Here is a 15,409-nt window from a genome sequence, read left to right on the forward strand (position 1 = left end):
AAGCTATCGATGCCGGGTTATCGACTCGTACAGGGCAGGCTTTAGCTATTCGGGTGAATGGTAGTTCGTCTTCGCGAGCAAGCCTGCCCGCACAGTTGATCGCATTCCAAATGTGGGAGCGGGCTTGCTCGCGAAGGGGTCCTCACTTCATACCCAGTCTCTTGGCCATCCGCCCAAGATTCGCCCGATCCAGGCCTAGCTCACGGGCCGCGCTTGCCCAGTTGTTGTTGTGCCGTTCCAGGCAGGCACCGATCAACTGGCGCTGATAGTTTTCGGTCGCGTCGCGCAAATCGCCGGTCACCACCGGCGTGACGGTGGCAGCGGGCTGCTCGGTAGCGGCTTCAATGCTGGCATTGGGCAAGTCCAGGTCAGCGGCGCTCAGGCTGAGAATCTTCGGCCGTTCCTTGCAATTGCCCAAGGCTTTCAAGGCGCTGCGGCCAATCAAATGTTCAAGCTCGCGCACGTTGCCGGGCCAGTCGTAGGCCAATAGCGCGGCCTGGGCGTCGCTGTTCAGGCGCAGGCTATTGAGGCCCATGCGCGAGCGGTTCTGCTCCAGGAAGTAACCGCTGAGCAGCAGCACATCGCGCCCGCGATCGCGCAGGGCCGGCACCAGCAACGGATAAACGCTGAGGCGATGGTAGAAGTCGGCGCGATAACGGCCGCTGCGCACTTCTTCGGCGAGGTCGCGGTTGGTCGCCGCGATCAGGCGCACGTTCACCTGATGCTCCCTGTCCGAACCCAGTCGCTGCAGTTGACCGCTCTGCAACACCCGCAGCAACTTGGCCTGCACGGTCAGCGACAGCTCACCGACTTCATCAAGAAACAGCGTGCCGCCATTGGCCAGTTCGAACTTGCCACGGCGGTCGTTCATCGCCCCGGTAAAGGCGCCGCGGACATGGCCGAACAACTCGCTTTCCACCAATGTGTCGGGCAGCGCGGCGCAGTTGAGGCTGATGATCGGTTTGTCGGCGCGGGGCGAAGCGGCATGGATGGCCTGGGCCACCAACTCCTTGCCGACCCCGGTTTCGCCAGTGATCAGCACGGTCAGGTCGCTGCCGCCCACCAGGCTGATTTCTTCGACCAGACGTTTGTGGGCCTTGCTCTGGCCAATCATCTCGCGATTCTGCTGGCCGCTGGCCTGACGGTAAACCTCGGCGCGCTGATGTTCATCTTCGACCCGGTTGTTCAACCGCTCGATGCGTTCGGCGGCGTTGACCGTGGCGGCCGCGAGGCTGGCGAAGGCTTGCAGGGCATCCAGTTCGATGGGCTCGAAGCGCTCCGGATCGAGGGCGTCGAGGGTCAGCAGACCCCATGGCCGCTCGTCGATGAACAATGGGCAGCCCATGCAGTCGTGGACTTCCAGATGATCATCCAGGCCATCGACCAGACCGTCATAGGGGTCAGGCAAGTCGCTGTCGGCAGCGAAACGGGTCGGGCCAGGGCCGCTGAGCAGCGCTTCGAAACGCGGGTGCTCGCTGACCTTGAAGCGCCGACCGAGAGTGTCGGTGCTCAAGCCGTCGACAGCCAGCGGCACCAGCCATTCACCGTCAAGGCGCAGCAGGGCGGCGGCGTCGCAGGGCAGCAGGGCGCGCATGGCTTCCAGCAGGCGGCGATAACGCTCGCCCTCGGGCAGTTCGCGGGACAGGTCGGAGACCAGGGGCAGCAGGGCAGTGAGCAGGGGTTTTGCAGTCATAGTGACTCCGTGTAGTCGACATGACTATAAATCAGGTGGTGTCTTAATGACTATTATGTTCTTATCTTATTGATTTATAACGATTAAATAGTTGGCATGGAAGCTGATAAGCATAGGTAATCCGTTAGCAACCCGAGAACCAGGAGTCACCTTATGCTGAGCGTTCAAGACCGTGCCATCGTCAAATCCACCGTACCGTTGCTCGAAAGCGGTGGCGAAGCGCTGATCACGCACTTCTACCGCATGATGCTCTCCGAATACCCGGAAGTCCGCCCGCTGTTCAACCAGGCCCACCAGGCCAGCGGTGATCAGCCGCGTGCCCTGGCCAACGGCGTATTGATGTATGCGCGCCATATCGACCAACTCGACCAGTTGGGCGACCTGGTGGCCAAGATCATCAACAAGCACGTGGCCCTGCAGATCCTGCCGGAACACTATCCGATTGTCGGTAACTGCCTGCTGCGGGCCATTGCCGAAGTGCTGGGCGAAGAGATCGCCACCCCTGAAGTGATCGCGGCCTGGGGCGCGGCCTATGGCCAGCTGGCGGACATTCTGATCGGTGCCGAATCCAGCATCTACGACCAGAAGGAGCAGGCCCACGGCGGCTGGCGCGGGGCGCGGGAATTCATCGTGGCCGGTAAGGTCGAGGAGAGCGCAGAGATCACCTCGTTCTACTTCGAACCGGCGGACAAAGGCCCGATCCTGGTGGCGGAACCCGGCCAGTACATCGGCATGAAACTGATCCTCGACGGTGAAGAGATCCGTCGTAACTACTCGCTGTCGGCGCTGGCGAACAAGGGCCAGTACCGCATCAGCGTAAAACGCGAGGACGGTGGCCGCGCTTCCAACTTCCTGCACGACCAATTGCATGTCGGCGCCAGCATCCAGTTGTTCCCGCCATCGGGCGAGTTCGTCCTGAGCGCCAGCGACAAACCGCTGGTGCTGATCAGTGGCGGCGTTGGCATTACCCCGACCCTGGCGATGCTCGAAGCGGCGCTGGAGACCCAGCGGCCGGTACATTTCATCCACTGCGCGCGCAATGGCAGCGTGCATGCCTTCCGTGACTGGATCGACGGCTTGGCCGAGCGTCACCCGCAACTCAAGCGGTTCTACTGCTACTCCGAAGATGACGGTGTGAGCCCGGCGGCACACAAGGTTGGTTTGTTGAGCCAGCAGCAGTTGAATGCATGGCTGCCGGAGCAGCGTGACCTGGACGCTTACTTCCTGGGGCCAAAAGGCTTCATGGCTGCAGTGAAACGCCACCTCAAGGCACTGGGCGTGCCGGAGAAGCAAAGTCGTTACGAGTTCTTCGGGCCGGCAGCGGCACTGGAGTAAGGCTCTGGCGCGGTGAGTCTGCCTCACCGCGTCGCCTTCATCGCGGGCAAGCCATGCTCCCACAGGTTTTGTGTCGTTCACATCAATCTGGATCGACACAAATCCCTGTGGGAGCGTGGCTTGCCCGCGATAGCTTCACCTCGGTCCTGAACTGAAAAAAGCCAGAAAGTTAATCCCTGCTTAACCGCCTTGTCGTCTATTCCCCCGAATCCCCCCGGACACGCTCCAGACTCTCAAAGGTCCGGGCCAGCGTGTAGACTGGCGGGCACTGGAAATCTTGAAGGGAAACGCGATGAGCGATGAATCCATGCGGTTGGGGCGTGAACGGCGCTACCTGGTGTTGTTGGGCATCATTTGCCTGGCGCTGATCGGCGGCGCGTTGTACATGCAAATTGTTCTGGGCGAGGCGCCTTGCCCGCTGTGCATCCTGCAACGTTATGCGTTGCTGCTGATCGCGATCTTCGCCTTCATCGGCGCGGCCATGCACACCCGCCGCAGCATCACGGCATTCGAAACCCTGGTGGTGATCTGCGCGCTGGCAGGCGCAGGCGTTGCCGGGCATCACGTCTTTACGCAGTTCTATCCGGCGGTCAGCTGCGGCATCGATGTGCTGCAACCGATTGTCGATGGGTTGCCGCTGGCGAAGATCTTCCCGTTGGGCTTCCAGGTCGATGGTTTCTGCTCCACGCCATACCCGCCGATCCTCGGTCTGTCGCTGGCGCAGTGGGCGCTGGTCGCCTTCGTGCTGATCGTGGTGCTGGTGCCATTGCTGACGTCGCGTAACCGCAAAGCGCTGCGCTGAGGTCATCTGCCGCCACGCATTGTCGGACAAAAAAGCCCCGTTCCTCGCAGAGAGGACCGGGGCTTTTTTTGTCTTGCCGAGCCATTTCAGAGGCCAGATAAAAAGACCGTGATGTGTGACAGCCAAGGGTGCGACACATGTGCGACATGTTGTCACAGAGCCGGTGTCGCAGGGCCTTCGAGGAGGCCGGATTGGTGCATGGAAACGTAACGAAATTGGGCTGATTTGCAGGCTTCCGGTTTTTTCCGTTCCGAGCGCAATCAGGCAGTTTTAACACGGCTTGGCGAATAGCCAGAGCCCCCGTCATATCGGGGCTCAGGCAAGGTAAAGGGCAGTGAAGAGGGACCCGATACTGTCTGAACTGTGGGCGGAAGACCTACTAATTTTGGTGTTTTTGTTGAGAATTAATTTCGATAAGATGCGCCACTTTTGCGAAAACGGTTAATGATTGTTGCCGGTTCGGATAAAAATTATTTCGGGATGAGACATGGTTTATAAAACGTTACATATCTACAATCGCCCGCACTGAATTCCCGGCACTGCTCAAATCTTAACCAGGCGTGAGCAGAAACAGGGTGTCGAGAAGTCTGGTGGCTTCATGCGATGCCCAGGTGTCGGAGTCTCCAACTATCCGCACCAAATGGAATTGGTCTGTAAAAAGGCCTTTGACCACGAATTCGAATAAGAACTCACCGCAGGCCCAGGATTTGTCGAAACGCGTCTGACGCACGACGGGCATGCCCTTATTCAATCCAAGAAAAATGCCAACCCTTGGCAGGGTGAAGTGTTGGCGATCAAAACCCAACTGCATTGCGCAAGCTGCTTTAGAGGTCGTGAGATGAGTAAAAACAGGTACCCCAGACTACTAGGCTTATTGCCGCTGATCGGCACATTGCTGCTGTCAGGCTGCAACATGACCTTGCTCAATCCCAAGGGCCAGGTTGGTCTGGATGAGCGAAACCTGATCATCACCGCAACGCTGCTGATGCTGTTGGTCGTGGTTCCGGTCATCGTCATGACCTTCCTGTTCGCCTGGAAATACCGCGCCTCCAACACCAACGCTACCTACACCCCGAAATGGAACCACTCCACCAAGATCGAGATCGCGGTGTGGGCTGTTCCAGTGCTGATCATCATTGCCTTGGGTTACGTCACCTACAAGTCGACCCACGCCCTCGACCCGTACAAGCCGCTGGAATCCGACGTCAAGCCGGTGACCATCGAAGTGGTCGCGCTGGACTGGAAGTGGCTGTTCATCTATCCGGAACAAGGCATCGCCACGGTCAACAAGATCGTGTTCCCGGCGCACACCCCGGTCAACTTCAAGATCACTTCCGACGCCGTGATGAACTCGTTCTTCATCCCTGCTCTGGGCGGCCAGATCTACGCGATGGCGGGCATGCAGACCAAGCTGCACCTGATCGCCAACGAGAACGCTGAAATGGACGGTATCTCCGCCAACTACAGCGGCGCTGGTTTCACCGGCATGAAATTCAAAGCGATCGCCACGACTCAGGAAGATTTCGACGCCTGGGTAAGCGAAGTCAAAAAGGCACCTAAACAGCTTGAACAAGCTGAATACGCAGCCCTTTCCAAGCCAAGCCAGAACAACCCAGTCGAGCTCTACTCCTCGGTTACGCCGAACCTGTTCCAGACCATCGTCGACAAGTACGAAGGCATGAAACCGGGTCCTAAGGTGCACCACGAGAAAGAAGAGAAAGAAGTGGCCGCTACGGACATGAACTCGCATTCAGCTGCCGGGGCAGAGGAGTAAACGATGTTTGGTAAATTAAGTTGGGAAGCGATCCCGTTCCACGAGCCGATTGTCATGGTGACCATCTCCATGATCGCGCTCGGTGGTCTGGCGTTGTTCGCTGCAATCACCTACTTCAAGAAGTGGACCTACCTGTGGACCGAGTGGCTGACGTCGGTCGACCACAAGAAAATTGGCGTGATGTACATCATCGTCGCCATGGTCATGCTGCTGCGCGGCTTTGCCGACGCCATCATGATGCGTACCCAGTTGGCCATGGCCACCGAAGGTTCGCCTGGCTACCTGCCACCTGAACACTATGACCAGATCTTCACCGCCCACGGTGTGATCATGATCATCTTCATGGCGATGCCATTCTTCACCGGCCTGATGAACCTTGCAGTGCCGCTGCAGATCGGCGCGCGTGACGTTGCCTTCCCGTTCCTGAACTCCCTGAGCTTCTGGCTGCTGGTTTCCGGCGTGGTGCTGATCAACCTGTCCCTGGGCGTCGGCGAATTCGCCAAGACCGGCTGGGTTGCCTATCCGCCGCTGTCGGGCCTGCAATACAGCCCTGGCGTGGGGATGGATTACTACATCTGGGCGCTACAGCTATCGGGTCTGGGGACAACGCTGACGGGGGTCAACTTCCTGGCCACCGTGCTGAAAATGCGTACCCCTGGCATGAAGCTGATGGACATGCCGATCTTCACCTGGACCTGCACCTGGGCCAACGTCCTGATCGTGGCTTCGTTCCCGATCCTGACCGCTACCCTGGCTCTGCTGACGCTTGACCGTTACATGGATTTCCACATTTTCACCAATGAACTTGGTGGCAATCCGATGATGTACGTCAACCTGTTCTGGGCTTGGGGTCACCCTGAGGTGTACATCCTGATCCTGCCGGCGTTCGGTATCTTCTCCGAAGTCATCTCGACCTTCACCGGCAAGAAACTGTTCGGCCACCACTCGATGATCTACGCATCGGGCGCGATCTCGATCCTGGGCTTCATGGTTTGGCTGCACCACTTCTTCACCATGGGTTCGGGTGCCAGCGTCAACGCCTTCTTCGGTCTGGCAACGATGCTGATTTCCATCCCGACGGGTGTGAAGCTGTTCAACTGGCTGTTCACCATCTATCAAGGCCGTCTGCGTTTCACCAGCCAGGTTCTGTGGACCCTGGGCTTCATGGTGACCTTCGCCATCGGCGGCATGACCGGCGTACTGCTGGCCATCCCGGGTGCCGACTTCGTTCTGCACAACAGCCTGTTCGTGATCGCGCACTTCCACAACGTGATCATCGGCGGTGCGGTATTCGGTTACATCGCCGGCTTCGGCTTCTACTTCCCTAAAGCGTTCGGCTTCAAGCTGCACGAAGGTTGGGGCAAGGCAGCGTTCTGGTTCTGGATCAGCGGCTTCTTCGTCGCGTTCATGCCGCTCTATGCACTGGGCTTCATGGGCATGACCCGTCGCCTGAACGCCACCACCAACCCTGAGTGGGTGCCGTACCTGTACGTCGCCATGTTCGGTGCGGTGATGATCGCAGTCGGTATCGCTTGCCAGCTGATCCAGCTGTACGTCAGCGTGCGTGACCGCAACAAGCCGGAAAACATGTGCGAACACGGCGACCCGTGGAATGCACACACCCTGGAATGGTCGACCTCGTCGCCACCTCCGTTCTACAACTTCGCCGTGCTGCCGAAAGCCGACGTTGTCGACCCGTTCACCGAAGCCAAGGAAAACGGCACCGCGTACAAGGTTGCGGCCAAGTACGAGCCGATCCACATGCCAAACAACACCGCGACCGGTGTGGTCATGGGCGCGCTGTTGACCGTGTTCGGTTTCGCGATGATCTGGCACATCTGGTGGCTGGCGATCGCTAGCCTGGCAGGCACCGTGATCTACTTCGCGATCCACGCGGCCCGTGATGATCAAGGCTATATGGTGCCGGTCGACGTGATCGAGCGCATCGAAGCCGAGCAGCACAAGCGTCTGGTCGCGGCAGGGAAAATCCCGGCCACTGCCACCCGTGTTGAAACCTCGTTGGAACAGGCTTAAACCATGTCGAACTTAGTGACCAATGCTGGACACACCCATGTCGATGGACATGGGCATGATGACCATCACCACGACTCGGGCGAGATGACCGTATACGGTTTCTGGCTCTACCTGATGACCGACTGCATTCTGTTTGCATCGATCTTCGCGGCGTACGCGGTACTGGTTAACAACGTAGCGGGTGGCCCGTCGGGCCACGACATCTTCGAACTGCCATACGTACTGGGCGAAACCGCTCTGCTGCTGTTCAGTTCGATCACCTACGGCTTCGCCATGCTGGCGTTCTTCCGGGGTAACAAGAAGCAGGTCCTGGGCTGGCTGGCCATGACCTTCCTGTTCGGTGCCGGCTTCATCGGCATGGAGATCAACGAGTTCCACATGCTGATCTCCGAAGGCTACGGCCCGAACCGCAGCGGCTTCCTGTCCGGGTTCTTCACCCTGGTCGGCACCCACGGTCTGCACGTGACCAGCGGTCTGATCTGGATGGCGATCATGATGTACCAGGTGCAGAAAAAAGGCCTGACGGCGACCAACAAGACCCGTCTGAGCTGCCTGAGCCTGTTCTGGCACTTCCTGGACGTTGTGTGGATCTGCGTATTCACCGTTGTTTATCTGATGGGGACTATGTAAATGGCTAACGCAGCTCATTCCCAACATGGCCATGACAGCCACGATGCCGGTCACGGCAGCGTCAAGTCCTACGCCATCGGCTTCATCCTGTCGGTGATCCTGACCCTGATCCCGTTCGGTCTGGTGATGTACCCGACGCTGCCGAAGTCGATCACCCTGATGATCGTCGTCGCGTTCGCAGTCATCCAGGTGCTGGTGCACCTGGTGTACTTCCTCCATCTGGACCGCTCGGCCGCGCAGCGTAACAACGTGATCGCGTTTGTCTTTGCCGCGATCGTGATTGTCCTGCTGGTTGGCTTGTCGCTGTGGATCATGTTCAGCATCCACACGTTCATGATGGCGAAGTGAGGTAAGTCCGCATGTCCCTCAAGCACTTTATCCAAATCACCAAACCGGGGATCATTTTCGGTAACGTGCTTTCTGTGGCAGGCGGATTTTTCCTGGCCTCCAAAGGGCATGTCGATCTGGCCATTTTCCTGGCCGCCATGATCGGCACGTCCCTGGTGGTTGCCTCCGGTTGCGTGTTCAACAACTGCATCGACCGCGACATCGACCTGAAGATGGAACGCACCAAGAACCGGGTGCTGGTCCAGGGCTTGATCTCCCTGAAGCTGGCCCTGGCCTATGCGACCGTCCTGGGTGTCGCCGGCGTTGCGCTGTTGTACAAGGTGGCCAACCCGTTGGCCGCGCTGTTCGCAGTCATCGGCTTCATCATCTACGTCGGCTTCTACAGCCTGTACCTCAAGCGCAAGTCGGTTCACGGCACGCTGGTGGGCAGTCTGTCGGGCGCCATGCCGCCGGTGATCGGTTACGTCGCGGTGAGCAACACCTTCGACATGGCCGCGCTGACCCTGCTGGTGATGTTCAGCCTGTGGCAGATGCCGCATTCCTATGCCATTGCGATCTTTCGCTTCAACGATTACCTGGCCGCATCGATTCCGGTGCTGCCAGTCAAGCGCGGGATCCAGGTGGCCAAGAAGCACATCCTGATCTACATCCTGGCCTTCCTCGTGGCGACCTTGATGCTGACCTTCAGCGGCTACGCCGGCATGAGCTACCTCGCCGTCGCCGCGGCCATGGGCATGTACTGGCTGTACATGGCCTGGACCGGCTACAAGGCAGTGGATGACACGGTCTGGGCACGCAAGCTGTTCGTGTTCTCGATCTTCACCATTACCGCGTTGAGCGTGATGATGTCCCTGGACTTCAAAGTGCCGACCGAGTTGCTGCTGACGTACGCGCCTTAAGGTTTAGATGCTGTAACGAAAAGCCCCGCCTTCGAGAGAAGCGCGGGGCTTTTTGTTGGGGCTTTCACTGGTTTGGGGGCCACTTCGTTTTCGACTCGGACGCGGTCTCTTGTAGGAGCTGGCTTGCCAGCGATGGTCGTTAACGATAACGCGCGTGAACTGGATAAACGCGGCGCATTTGAGTCAATCGCCAGCGAGCCGGCTCCTACAGTTTCCCGGGAATGTGTGAGAACCCTTTTGTTGGGGGAGTTCTGATGGACCGTGTTGTCGCCATCGCGACGCGGTGTTTCAGGCATTTCGCGAGGATAATTCGTTGCTTTGTGCCTGTAGGAAGTTTCAAAAAAACGCGGGGCTTTTTCATTCAAACCTCCTTACTCGTCGTCCTCTGCAAAGAAGGATCTGATCATTCAGGAAAGAGGAGTATGGCATTTGGGAAACGTCCTAACGACAGCACCTGCGGTGCTAGGTATGGTCTGCCTGGACCAGCCATGAGCGAAGCGTTCACGTTGGAGCAGATGATATTGGCAGGGTATCTGTACTCGATGGACAGCAGGAGGCCGCATGAGAAGTCGTGATCTTTTTGGAGAGTTGATGCAGGGCGTTGACGAGATGGCGGCTCAACGTGAACGCAGATTTGCGAAAGGTATTGATTCAGTGGTGGGCACGCCGATTCCCGACTTGGAAACGAACGAACTCCTGGTGCAGCAGACAATGGTGCATACGCCGCCAGCTGACAACCGCTAAAGCTGCTACTTAAGAAAAAATTGAGATAATCTTTAAATCTTAAGATTTTATTGGCCCGCTAAAGAAAAACTGCGAGGCTCTCTCAAAAATGAGGATTTGCGCGATGAGCTTAGCGGGATATGCCTGTTTACAAGACACTCTGCGGCTTTCAGCTTTCCCTTTGCGCCAAACTGCCAGCGTGCAGCCCGTTACACGGCTTGAACGAATAGGTGCGACACTGGGAGTCCCTCCTGGTATTGCCCCTGCATCAGACGACCTGCTGGGACATGTACTATTCGCCTTGAAGCATGAAGGCATTAACCTCACCATTCTAGCCCAAGCGTTACCTCAGATTCCGGTACAGGCGCTTGAAGCCGAATTGCAAAAAGCGCCAAACGGGATCTACATCCGCAAGGCTTGTTTCCTTTACGAAGCGTTCACTGGCAAAGAGTTGGCTCAACACTCTCCAGTAAAAGGTGGCTTCATCCCCCTGTTCGACCCGAAGCAGTACTTGACGATGCCTGGGGAGCGCAATTCCCGCTGGCGTGTGGAGTTCAATGGTATTGGCACGCTGGCTTACTGCGCCACTGTTGAACGAACACCTCAAATCATCGAATTGCTACAGCACGACATCCTTGCGCGCGCGCAGCAATTCATTCAAAGCCTCCCATCTGGAATGATGGACCGGGCAATCAACTGGGCCTACCTGAGTGAAACCCAGGATTCGTTCGCCATCGAGAAGGAATCGCCGAGCGAGGACAAATCCCGGCGTTTTATTCAGTTGCTCAGACAGGCGCATGAACGCATCCCACTGAGCGAGGATTACTTGGTGACCCTCCAGAATGCAACGCTTTCCAATCCGTACGATAAGGCTGTTGCGTTTCGTCACGAACAGAACCATTTGGCAAATGGTTTGCACGGCGCTGCGGGGGTTACCTATGTGCCGCCCGCACCAGAGCTGTGTCGAGAACTGATGGAACAGCTTATGGCCTTGGGAAATGAATCGACAAAGCACATCGATCCGTTGGTTGCAGCCGGGATAATCTCCTTTGGATTCGTTTTCCTTCACCCGTTCATGGATGGCAATGGGCGTCTTTCCCGCTTCCTTGTTCACCAGACACTGTGCCGTGCCGGGAGCTTGCAAAATGGCTTGTTGCTGCCAGTGTCAGTTGCAATGAAACGAGAGGAGCGTCTGTATCTGGAAACACTGCAGGAATTCTCCCGACCAGCGCGTGAGTTCTGGGAGGTTCGATGGATTGATCAGGGGAATCTGTCGTTCAACTTCACGGGACACCCGGCAATCTATCGTTACTGGGATGCTACGCCAAGCGTACGATTTACTCTGGAAATGGCTAAACATGCACTCGAAGTCGAGCTTCGTGAAGAGACCGTTTTTCTTCAAAATTACGACATGATCGTAAAAGCGGTTGATGAGCGCTACGACGTTCGGGGTAGTGACTTGTCCAGCCTGGTGATGATGTGTCTATCGCAAAACGGCACGGTCTCCAAACACCGTCGTAAGCAGTACAAGTATTCGGTTCAGGAGGAGGTGTTTGACTATATCGAGCAGGTCTCGCAGGCCCTGCTTAAGGGCCAGGAGGAGGGCGAAGTCTCTGACTGGTAGCGCATGGCGCGATGGTTATCGGTGTTCATACAAAAAGCCCCGTGCATCAAGAGATGCACGGGGCTTTTTCATTCATGCGCGGTTGTTACAGGGTGCATCGAGTACCTTCACCACGTCATCGATGATTGCCTTGCTCATGTCCTGCAAAAAATGTGAGGCCCAGGCATGTCGGTCGGAATCGCGAACCATGGAGGTGTCTGAGGCGAGGAGTTTGGCGAGGTGGAGCAGGTCGGAGGCGTGGGAGAGGGCAGAGATAACCGGGACACCGGCGTTGATGCGGAACAGGGGTTCGTTGGCGTGGTAGGAGAATGGGGTGAGGCCGATGGTTTTGAGGTCTTGGGGGTAGGTCATTGGGCTTCACCTCCTATTGGGCTGGAGGTGGAGGGGGATGACTGCTGTAGCAGACGGATCGATAGCGTTCATGAGTAAAACTCCCGTATCAAATTGAGAGCTACCACGTTCGTTCTCAGGCGAATGGGTGGCAGCTATGCGCGGGCTGAGAAACCGGAGATACAGGAATCCGGCAGACCCGCAGGTCTCCCACGCACAGCCGCCATTGCACGAATGTACTGGCATAAAAAAAGCGCCGGCAATCGTGATTGGTGGCGCTTGTGCGCCCGTATCTTACTCGGATTCTCAGGCCCGGTCGCTGAATTGGCAGCGACCGGGCGAAGTTAGCCGGCAAGGATGAGGTCGGCAATCGTAGCGATCTGGTGGCCGGGGATCTCATTGGACACCGCAATCCCTGTGGGAGCGGGCTTGCTCGCGAAGGCGGTGTGTCAGGCGACAGTGATGCTGGATGTTACGGCCCCTTCGCGAGCAAGCCCGCTCCCACAGGATTTGGGGTCGACGGTTATTTACTTTGTTTATCAAGCAACCGGAAAAACCGCTCGCGCACCTGCAAACTATCGCTGTGCGCCACGTTGAAGCGCAGGAACTGACTGGCATTCGGGGCTTTGCTCAGCAACGTGCCCGGCGCCAATACCATATTGTTTTCCAGCCCCTGTCGAGCCAGCGTCTCGGCGTGCAAGCCATCCGGCAACCGCGCCCAGATAAACACGCCTTCTCCCGGCAATGAAGACAATGAACACCCGGCCTCCGCCAGCCAACCCGCCACACGGCTATTGGATTCATACAGCCGATCCACCGTGCGCCGCGCATGCTTGGCGTAGCTGCCATCGCTGAGCATGGTGCAGGTGATCTGCTCCGCCAGTTCCGAGGTCACGCCACCGCAGGCCATTTTCAGCGCGACCATGCGTGCCGCCAGTTGTGGCGACAGCACGGTGTAGCTGACCCGGCTGTTGGCGGTCAGGGTCTTGGAGAAGCCGGAGACGTAACTCACATTGTCCAGCCCGCTGGCAGCCAGGCGCGGAGTGCGGCGTTGCTGGATGTCGCAGTACAGATCGTCCTCGACAATGTGAAAACCGTAGCGGTGGCTCAACTCCACCAAGCGGTAAACCTGGGCCGGGGTGAACGAGTGACCGGTCGGGTTATGCAGTGTGCTGTTGGTCATGTACAGCACGGGTTTGTGGGTAACCAGCAGTTGCTCGAACGCGTCGAGGTCCATGCCGTCGCAATCCCGGGCGATGGTGATGACCCTGGCCCCGTGCAGCGCCAGATTGGCGTGCATGTTGAAGTAGCAGGGGTCGTCGAGCAGTACGGTGTCGCCGGGTTTGACCAACAGGCGCATCAGCAGGTCGATGGCCTGCATGGTATTGGCGGTTGTGATGATCTGGTCCACCGGCGCTTCGATGCCGAAGGTCGCCAGTTTGACCCGCAAGGCCTGGCGCAACGGCAAGTAACCGCCGGCCACGCCGTACTCGCCCATGCGCAACGACGTCGCTCGCAGGGTACTGCGTACGGCCTTCTGCAATTCATCGGCAGGTAGCCAGGAGGTCGGCAGAAAACCGCAGCCGGGGCGCAACGCGCCGTTGTCCAGCAGCAGTGCGCGGCGTACCACGCTCAGGGTGTCCTGGGGTTGCAGGTCCGGGCCGGTGCCGCTTTGCAGCGCGGCGCTGGAGCGATGCACGTAATGCCCCGAACCCTGGCGTGACACCACCAGCCCCTTGGCCCGCAAGCGGTCCAGTGCATCGACCACCGTGGACTTGCCCACGTTCATCAAGTCGGAGAGTTCGCGAATCGGCGGCAGCTTGGCGCCATGGGGCAGGCCACCGGTACTGATCGCCCGGGTCAGTTGATCGACGATCTGCTGCACCAGCGGCATGCCGGGCTGGAATTCAATGGCGGCAATGACTGCACGTTGAACCTGCATTTTACTGGTCTCTGCAGCAGTAAAGTTCGTTGGATTCTATACGAACTTGCCCTGATCAGGACACGCCTCTCTCACTACCATGCCCTTACAGACTTTTCTGAGTGCCGGCCTTTGTCGGCGGGCATTGATCCGGTTCTTGAGGTGTTGCATGGGTGTCGAAACAACGGTCGCAGTGGCCAAGCCGGTCATTAACCTGCGCCTATTCACGATCCGGATCATCACCGCTGTCTCGCTGTTCGCGGTGCTGGGCAAGGCCAACGTCTGGCTCGACACTGCCACCAACAGCATCCTGGCCCTTGGATACCGCGCCCTGTTGCTGCTGTTGCCCCTGACTTTACTGGTGCTTGGCCGTCGCTCCCTGAGCGTCACGCTGCTGTGTGCCGGCCTTGGCCTGGTGTTGCTGGCGCTGACCAGCAATCAAGGCATGGTGATGTTTGCCGCCGCCCTGTTTGCCTACGGCATTGCCATTGCCGGGTACCTGATCAAGAGCGAAGCGGCCCAGACCAAGGAAGGCGCAGCCTACAACCGCGTGGCCATGAACATGGGCAGCCTAGTGGCCGGTTTGATCCTGCTGTCGCCGCTTCTCACGCCTGCGATGTTTTTCCTCGGTGCGGCGGCGTTCGTGTTGCTGTGCCTGCCGATCGCCCTCGGCGCCACCTTCACCACCGAACCGGTGGTAGCTCGCCCGGCCAGTCAGGTCGGCAGCAATTGGGGCAACAAACTGCCCTGGGTGATTGCCGGGATCATCATGGGCATCAAGCTGTTCGGGGTGTTCTCGATCCTGCCACAGGCGATCCTGCTCAAGACCGGCGAACTGCCGGCCTGGTACGGCTTGATGCTGATCCTCAACAGCGCCGTGGTGGTGTTTGCCCAGGTGCCGGTGATGAAGCTGATCGAGCGCACCGGACGCTTCAAGGTCGTGGCGGTGATCGGGATCATCGTCGGCGGTTTTGCGGTGCTGTCTTCGCCAGCCGCGTTCCACGTCGAAACCCTCGCCGGGGCGTTGATCTGGGTGGCACTGCTGTCGATCGCCGAATGCGCCTTCAGTTACCTCGATTATTTCTCGGTCAAGCAAAACAACATGTTCGTCAAGGAAGTGTCCCTGGGTGTGGGGGCCGGGCTGACCGTGTTGATCATGCGAGTGGTGCCGGCGCCGTACAACGCGCTGGTCCTCGCTGCCATCGGCGCCGGCGGGATCCTGGCCTGGTACTGGCTCAACCGTAAATCCAATGCGTCGCTGCATGACTGAGTCAGCGTCGTTGCGGTTTTCACCTT

14 protein-coding genes are annotated in these 15,409 nt (G+C 58.2%); 10 read left to right on the plus strand and 4 right to left on the minus strand.

Features of this window, described 5'->3' with window-relative positions; translation table 11 throughout:
- Nucleotides 1–142 precede the first annotated feature (142 nt).
- Nucleotides 143–1,693, minus strand: coding sequence for a nitric oxide reductase transcriptional regulator NorR (norR, locus tag AC06G5_RS04330; protein ID WP_480459014.1), 1,551 nt, complete (start codon nt 1,691–1,693; stop codon nt 143–145).
- Between the two features lie 153 nt (nt 1,694–1,846).
- Here norR and hmpA point away from each other — a divergent pair, with 153 nt between their 5' ends.
- Both hmpA and AC06G5_RS04340 read left to right on the plus strand, forming a co-directional pair.
- Nucleotides 1,847–3,028, plus strand: coding sequence for an NO-inducible flavohemoprotein (hmpA, locus tag AC06G5_RS04335; protein ID WP_413420991.1), 1,182 nt, complete (start codon nt 1,847–1,849; stop codon nt 3,026–3,028).
- A 292-nt stretch (nt 3,029–3,320) separates the two neighbouring features.
- A complete protein-coding gene (locus AC06G5_RS04340; RefSeq protein WP_413420989.1) occupies nt 3,321–3,830 on the plus strand; it encodes a disulfide bond formation protein B in 510 nt (169 codons plus the stop codon).
- 550 nt (nt 3,831–4,380) lie between these two features.
- Here AC06G5_RS04340 and AC06G5_RS04345 read toward each other — a convergent pair.
- Nucleotides 4,381–4,641, minus strand: a complete 261-nt coding sequence (locus tag AC06G5_RS04345) for a hypothetical protein (RefSeq protein WP_413420987.1) — start codon at nt 4,639–4,641, stop codon at nt 4,381–4,383.
- A gap of 27 nt (nt 4,642–4,668) precedes the next feature.
- On the opposite strand from AC06G5_RS04345, the gene cyoA reads away from it, so the two are divergent.
- From cyoA to AC06G5_RS04380, 7 genes are all read left to right on the plus strand, one after another.
- Complete coding sequence (cyoA, locus tag AC06G5_RS04350) at nt 4,669–5,604, plus strand: ubiquinol oxidase subunit II (protein WP_008018861.1); 936 nt, start codon at nt 4,669–4,671, stop codon at nt 5,602–5,604.
- A gap of 3 nt (nt 5,605–5,607) precedes the next feature.
- A complete protein-coding gene (gene cyoB / locus AC06G5_RS04355; RefSeq protein WP_111281029.1) occupies nt 5,608–7,638 on the plus strand; it encodes a cytochrome o ubiquinol oxidase subunit I in 2,031 nt (676 codons plus the stop codon).
- A gap of 3 nt (nt 7,639–7,641) precedes the next feature.
- Complete coding sequence (locus AC06G5_RS04360) at nt 7,642–8,268, plus strand: cytochrome o ubiquinol oxidase subunit III (RefSeq protein ID WP_008000700.1); 627 nt, start codon at nt 7,642–7,644, stop codon at nt 8,266–8,268.
- Nucleotides 8,269–8,616, plus strand: coding sequence for a cytochrome o ubiquinol oxidase subunit IV (cyoD, locus tag AC06G5_RS04365; RefSeq protein ID WP_008018862.1), 348 nt, complete (start codon nt 8,269–8,271; stop codon nt 8,614–8,616).
- 11 nt (nt 8,617–8,627) lie between these two features.
- Entirely contained in the window at nt 8,628–9,515 is an 888-nt protein-coding gene (gene cyoE / locus AC06G5_RS04370; protein ID WP_413420984.1) for a heme o synthase, read from the plus strand.
- 561 nt (nt 9,516–10,076) lie between these two features.
- Nucleotides 10,077–10,259 carry a hypothetical protein gene (locus AC06G5_RS04375; protein ID WP_413420982.1) on the plus strand — a complete coding sequence of 61 codons (183 nt, stop codon included), beginning with the start codon at nt 10,077–10,079 and terminating at the stop codon, nt 10,257–10,259.
- 103 nt (nt 10,260–10,362) lie between these two features.
- Nucleotides 10,363–11,862 (plus strand): Fic family protein, encoded by a 1,500-nt coding sequence (locus AC06G5_RS04380; RefSeq protein WP_413420980.1) that lies wholly within the window; start codon nt 10,363–10,365, stop codon nt 11,860–11,862.
- A gap of 72 nt (nt 11,863–11,934) precedes the next feature.
- On the opposite strand, the gene AC06G5_RS04385 is transcribed toward AC06G5_RS04380, so the two are convergent.
- Together AC06G5_RS04385 and AC06G5_RS04390 are read right to left on the minus strand one after the other, a co-directional pair.
- Complete coding sequence (locus AC06G5_RS04385) at nt 11,935–12,213, minus strand: DUF3077 domain-containing protein (protein WP_480459015.1); 279 nt, start codon at nt 12,211–12,213, stop codon at nt 11,935–11,937.
- 502 nt (nt 12,214–12,715) lie between these two features.
- Nucleotides 12,716–14,134: an aminotransferase-like domain-containing protein gene (locus AC06G5_RS04390; protein WP_480459016.1), complete on the minus strand. Its 1,419-nt coding sequence runs from the start codon at nt 14,132–14,134 to the stop codon at nt 12,716–12,718.
- 148 nt (nt 14,135–14,282) lie between these two features.
- Here AC06G5_RS04390 and AC06G5_RS04395 point away from each other — a divergent pair, with 148 nt between their 5' ends.
- A complete protein-coding gene (locus AC06G5_RS04395; protein ID WP_480459017.1) occupies nt 14,283–15,383 on the plus strand; it encodes a hypothetical protein in 1,101 nt (366 codons plus the stop codon).
- Nucleotides 15,384–15,409 lie beyond the last annotated feature (26 nt).

It is taken from the genome of Pseudomonas sp. WT-JTC (assembly GCF_056711565.1).

Excerpts from the sequence above, each read along its gene's own strand:
- AC06G5_RS04345 (WP_413420987.1), bottom strand. The coding sequence starts at position 4,641 with ATGCAGTTGGGTTTTGATCGCCAACACTTCACCCTGCCAAGGGTTGGC.
- hmpA (WP_413420991.1), top strand. The coding sequence starts at position 1,847 with ATGCTGAGCGTTCAAGACCGTGCCATCGTCAAATCCACCGTACCGTTG.
- cyoA (WP_008018861.1), top strand. The coding sequence starts at position 4,669 with ATGAGTAAAAACAGGTACCCCAGACTACTAGGCTTATTGCCGCTGATC.
- AC06G5_RS04375 (WP_413420982.1), top strand. The coding sequence starts at position 10,077 with ATGAGAAGTCGTGATCTTTTTGGAGAGTTGATGCAGGGCGTTGACGAG.
- cyoE (WP_413420984.1), top strand. The coding sequence starts at position 8,628 with ATGTCCCTCAAGCACTTTATCCAAATCACCAAACCGGGGATCATTTTC.
- AC06G5_RS04340 (WP_413420989.1), top strand. The coding sequence starts at position 3,321 with ATGAGCGATGAATCCATGCGGTTGGGGCGTGAACGGCGCTACCTGGTG.
- AC06G5_RS04360 (WP_008000700.1), top strand. The coding sequence starts at position 7,642 with ATGTCGAACTTAGTGACCAATGCTGGACACACCCATGTCGATGGACAT.
- AC06G5_RS04390 (WP_480459016.1), bottom strand. The coding sequence starts at position 14,134 with ATGCAGGTTCAACGTGCAGTCATTGCCGCCATTGAATTCCAGCCCGGC.
- norR (WP_480459014.1), bottom strand. The coding sequence starts at position 1,693 with ATGACTGCAAAACCCCTGCTCACTGCCCTGCTGCCCCTGGTCTCCGAC.
- cyoD (WP_008018862.1), top strand. The coding sequence starts at position 8,269 with ATGGCTAACGCAGCTCATTCCCAACATGGCCATGACAGCCACGATGCC.
- AC06G5_RS04385 (WP_480459015.1), bottom strand. The coding sequence starts at position 12,213 with ATGACCTACCCCCAAGACCTCAAAACCATCGGCCTCACCCCATTCTCC.
- AC06G5_RS04395 (WP_480459017.1), top strand. The coding sequence starts at position 14,283 with ATGGGTGTCGAAACAACGGTCGCAGTGGCCAAGCCGGTCATTAACCTG.
- cyoB (WP_111281029.1), top strand. The coding sequence starts at position 5,608 with ATGTTTGGTAAATTAAGTTGGGAAGCGATCCCGTTCCACGAGCCGATT.
- AC06G5_RS04380 (WP_413420980.1), top strand. The coding sequence starts at position 10,363 with ATGAGCTTAGCGGGATATGCCTGTTTACAAGACACTCTGCGGCTTTCA.